The organism is Frankia sp. CeCAU1, from assembly GCF_977971845.1.
Map to the genome: position 1 here is coordinate 22000 of NZ_CDWWXA010000066.1, position 3875 is coordinate 25874.

Annotated in this window: 5 protein-coding genes and 3 pseudogenes; 4 read left to right on the plus strand and 4 right to left on the minus strand. The window is 67.4% G+C overall.

Annotation, left to right across the window (positions count from 1 at the left end; all coding sequences use genetic code 11):
- Positions 1–217: 217 nt before the first annotated feature.
- Positions 218–451 (minus strand): annotated as a pseudogene (locus AC08OO_RS13205) (IS256 family transposase); the annotation flags it as partial.
- Between the two features lie 922 nt (positions 452–1373).
- Between AC08OO_RS13205 and AC08OO_RS13210 the strand changes: the two are divergent.
- Positions 1374–1571: a hypothetical protein gene (locus AC08OO_RS13210; protein WP_043590978.1), complete on the plus strand. Its 198-nt coding sequence runs from the start codon at positions 1374–1376 to the stop codon at positions 1569–1571.
- A 33-nt stretch (positions 1572–1604) separates the two neighbouring features.
- Entirely contained in the window at positions 1605–2009 is a 405-nt protein-coding gene (locus AC08OO_RS13215; RefSeq protein ID WP_035910214.1) for a type II toxin-antitoxin system VapC family toxin, read from the plus strand.
- Between the two features lie 243 nt (positions 2010–2252).
- Here the strand turns inward: AC08OO_RS13215 and AC08OO_RS13220 are convergent, their stop codons facing one another.
- Entirely contained in the window at positions 2253–2420 is a 168-nt protein-coding gene (locus tag AC08OO_RS13220; protein WP_162492182.1) for a hypothetical protein, read from the minus strand.
- On the opposite strand from AC08OO_RS13220, the pseudogene AC08OO_RS13225 reads away from it, so the two are divergent.
- Positions 2412–2582, plus strand: a pseudogene (locus AC08OO_RS13225) (GNAT family N-acetyltransferase); the annotation flags it as partial. The gene AC08OO_RS13220 and the pseudogene AC08OO_RS13225 sit on opposite strands and share 9 nt — an antisense overlap.
- On the opposite strand, the gene AC08OO_RS13230 reads toward AC08OO_RS13225, so the two are convergent.
- A complete protein-coding gene (locus AC08OO_RS13230; protein WP_476610990.1) occupies positions 2523–2744 on the minus strand; it encodes a hypothetical protein in 222 nt (73 codons plus the stop codon). The pseudogene AC08OO_RS13225 and the gene AC08OO_RS13230 overlap by 60 nt on opposite strands.
- Before the next feature lie 145 nt (positions 2745–2889).
- Here AC08OO_RS13230 and AC08OO_RS13235 point away from each other — a divergent pair, with 145 nt between their 5' ends.
- Positions 2890–3171, plus strand: coding sequence for a hypothetical protein (locus AC08OO_RS13235; protein WP_043590956.1), 282 nt, complete (start codon positions 2890–2892; stop codon positions 3169–3171).
- 237 nt (positions 3172–3408) lie between these two features.
- Here AC08OO_RS13235 and AC08OO_RS13240 read toward each other — a convergent pair.
- Positions 3409–3669 (minus strand): annotated as a pseudogene (locus AC08OO_RS13240) (DUF234 domain-containing protein); the annotation flags it as partial.
- Between the last annotated feature and the right edge of the window lie 206 nt (positions 3670–3875).

The following is a 3875-nucleotide window of genomic DNA, read 5'->3' on the forward strand; positions in this document are numbered from 1 at the left end:
CCGTTTCGACCGTGCCGGCCTCGGTGCCGTCACGACCGGGCAGTGACCCGTCCTCAGGTCTCCGCGGTTGATCTGCCGGCGACCCGACACTGATCCGAGGCGGGGGCGCCCGTCCGGTTTCCCTGGAGGAATTGCCAAGACTTGTGGATGGTGATCGCTAGGCGGCTTGGGTCACGGGTGGGGTGGTGGGTCGTTCGATGAGCTGGCCGCCCTCGAACACGGCGCCGGAGGTCATCACCTGCCGCGGCTGGGCGTGACCGTCACGGACGACCAGCCGGCGGCCGCGTTCGTCACGCTGGTCAGCGAGTTCCGCGATGTAGGCGTCGACCTCGGCTTCCAGGGCGGCGGCGAGCATCCGCCGGGCACCTTCCCGCACGATCTCGTCGATCAGCGACGGGCTGCTCGCCGGACCATCGGCGGGCGTGCCGTCTTCGGGGACTACCGTGAGCACGGGCGCGCCTTCCAGACCGACGCGCCAACGTCGGTCTGACTGAGACCTCAACCTCGATCACCGGGAAGGTACGCCCTCCCCAGCCGATCCACAGGTCTCAACCATTGCTCGTTCCCTATCCGCATGTCGGTCAACAGCGAAGTGATTGAACAGCGGGCAGCGTCCCACCATGTAATACCGGTCATCGTGGACGTGTCGTTCCCGCTACCCGAGCGCACCACTCAACGGCGGATGTCCGGGCTGGCGCTCGGGGCCATGGTCTGCCGGCTTCGACCACTGGTGTCATCCCGGGTCGTGACCCGCGCCCCGTGCATGGACGTTCCCCGCCGTGGCCGCACGTTTCCGCTGGCAGACGGCCTGCTTGTGCGATCGGGGATGTTGATCGTGGGGCCGGGGATGGTGGGGTGGCGGTTCGGGTTGCGCCCGGTTCTGTCCACAGGTATTCAGGACTATTGGTGCGACCTGGGATTTCGTCCAACCTTTTGCTAGTCGTCAAGTTCGCACAATACGAACCGGGCGATGCCCGCAGTGCGCCACCAGGCGTGCGAAGTCCTTCGGCCGGCGACGGGCGTACGTCCGCTCCACGGGGCCGTACCCACCCGCCGGCCCGGTGCTCGGTGAGCACGGCGGGCAGCTCGACATCCAGGCCGAATTTCTCCGTCAACCCGGGCTACCCGGCCGTCTGCGGGGTGGTCGCCAGCCCGCGGTGTGGTCCTGGCTGGGGATGGCCGCCGCCCGCCTCGCAGACGAACGTCCACAAGCCGGCCGCCCATCCATCGGCGCGGGCTGGATGAACTCGTCCGGGTGGAAGGGGCGTACCTGTGTATCCATGCCACAGCTGCACGGGTCGCGAGCTGTGCGTCGCGCCGTATGCCGGTCCTGGCTGCAGTGTGCCGGAGACGCCAGCGAGGAGGTCTCGTCCATGAGCACTCCAGGGATCGGCCATCCGTTGTACCCGCCGCTGCGCCCCACGGTCACCGTCGAGGAGCTCCTGGCCACGAGAGGTACCCAACCCATCCGCTCGCTCGACGACCTGGCCGCTGACACCTTCGATTCCGACGAGGAGCTCGACGAGTTCCTCGCGTTCACCTACGCCGAGCGTCGTCGCGACGTCGCCTGAGCCGTCACCTGAGCCGTCGCCTGAGCCGTCGCCGTGCAGCCCGTCGTCCTTGACACCGACATCGTGTCCCTGAGTCACAAGCGCAGGCTCAGCAGGCCCGTGGCAACCCGCCTGATCGGCCGCCGGCCGCTGATCACCTTCGTGACCTTCGGTGAGCTCACCAAGTGGACCGATCCGCGAGACTGGGGTAGTCGTCGACGTCGGGAACTCGCCGACTGGCTTTCAGGAATCCCTGTACTACCCGGAGACGAAGCCGTCGCTGCCACCTGGGGCGTACTCTCCGCAGCCGCCACCCGGGCCGGACAGCCCCGTCCAGTCAACGACATGTGGATCGCGGCGTGCTGCCTCACTCACAATCTGCCGCTCGCCACCTTGAACCCGAAGGACTGCATGTACTTCAGGGATCATCGTGGTCTACGGATTCTTGGCGAGGAGTAACCGCTGCTTCCGAACGGCGGGCCCCGGGGTCATGCGGTACGCCGTGGTGGCCGGCTGCGACGTCGCCACCGTGACGACTCAGCCGGGATCGAAGTCCCAGCAGAACACGCAGCGCGCCGGTTTCGACCTCCTCCACACCCGCGCCATCCTCAACGCGCGGCGATGTTGGCGGGCCAGCCCGAGGCTGTCCGGTCAGCCATGGAGAAGACCGGTGGCGGAAACGGCCGGCGCAGGTTGGCGCTGCTAAAAAGAGCCATGACCACGACACCACGAATTCAGCAGTACCAGGGCGATCGACGCGAGCTCCGCCCTCTGTTCGAGCTGGCCGAAGACTCGGCCAGTCAACTCGACGCCTACCTCCACCTCGGCCACGTTCTGGTCGCGCTCCTCGACGACCGAATCGTGGGACATCTTCAATTCGTTCCCACCGGACACCCACAGACGGTCGAGATCAAGAACATGGCAGTGCTGAAGCCCCATCAGGGACATGGGATAGGCCGGGCGCTCATCGAGTCACTGGTCGAGCTTCTCGCGGGTGCTCCGGTGACCGCGCTGCTCGTCGCGACGGCCGCCGCCGACATCGACAACCTGCGCTTCTACCAGCGGCGCGGGTTCCGGTTCCGCTCGGTCGAACGCGACGCTTTCACGGCGGCGACGGGCTACCCCGGCTGCGTCGTCATCGACGGCATCGAGCTGCGCGACCGGGTCTGGCTTGACCTGGTCGCTGCCCGCCACCGGGCCCCGCGTCGAAAACCGGGACCTTCTCCTGGCCAGCCGCCCCGGGTTGTTCGAAGCCGAGCACTGCCTCCCGCACACCGGCCTGGGCTAAGTAGGGAGCCGACCGGCCGGCCTGAGCAGGAACGTTGCGACCTATATCGCCGTGGCCATGATCCTCGGCATCTATTTCGCGCTGAGCTCCGGCACCGTGGACAGCATCGTCTACGACGTCGTCCTGGAGGAGACAGGCTCGAGCAAGCTCTACGAGACCTGGATCGGCCGGGCCACCATGATCGAGAGCGGTGTTCTCGTGGTCAGCGCGCTGGCCGGTGGGGCGATCGCCGGCTGGGCCTCCGCGCGGGTGGCCTCCTTCGCCACCTTGCCGTTCGTGGCGGCCTCGGCCGGTCAGACTCGGAGCGCCTCGCCGAGAGGTAAGGCGGCATGAGAGCACCATTGGACGCTCACATGCAGCGGCCCAGGCGGCGTACTCCAGCCAAGTCCCGATGAGAGAGCTCCGGCGCGGCTCGGGTGGATATTGCTGATCGAAGATGTCGGCGGCAGTGACGGTGAGACATCCTGGCGGCGCGTTACGGATCTCCTCGCGAGCGCACAGCGCAAGGCGTGCCCGGGCAGAGCCTTCGGTGAGCACGACCGCATCGATCTCGTTCTGCCCACCCGCGCTCCAACAAGGCCCGACCGCGACGATGTCCCTGCCCAGCGCGCCGGCGACCGCGAGTCGGCGTAGGTGCTCGCGAAACGCTTCCTCCCACGGTTTGCCGAGATGGCCGTCCAGACTCTCGATCAGTACTGGCAGCAGTGCTTTCCCTGATCCACGCTCGATCTCCGCGCGGTACCGGGACAGCACGCCGAGATAGAAAGCGAGGAAATTGTCGGCGATCCGGTAGACGCGCCGGCGGCTGCGCGCTGGTTCGGTGACGGGCATCAGCCGTTCGACCAGCCGCAGCTCGACGAGCCGATCCAGAGTACGGGCCGGTTCAGCCCGAATATAGTCCTTGATCTCGTTGTACTGGGTGCGGCCCTCGGCGATCGCGTGGAGCACGGCCGCCGGGTATTCACCGTGCTCCACCTCGGTGGCAAGCACGAGTTGGCCCTCGGTGAGCAGCGGCGCCCCGGGCCGGCAGGCCAGCC

Coding starts and splice junctions, on each gene's coding strand:
- AC08OO_RS13210 (WP_043590978.1), top strand. CDS start 1,374: ATGAGCACTCCAGGGATCGGCCATCCGTTGTACCCGCCGCTGCGCCCC.
- AC08OO_RS13220 (WP_162492182.1), bottom strand. CDS start 2,420: ATGTCCCACGATTCGGTCGTCGAGGAGCGCGACCAGAACGTGGCCGAG.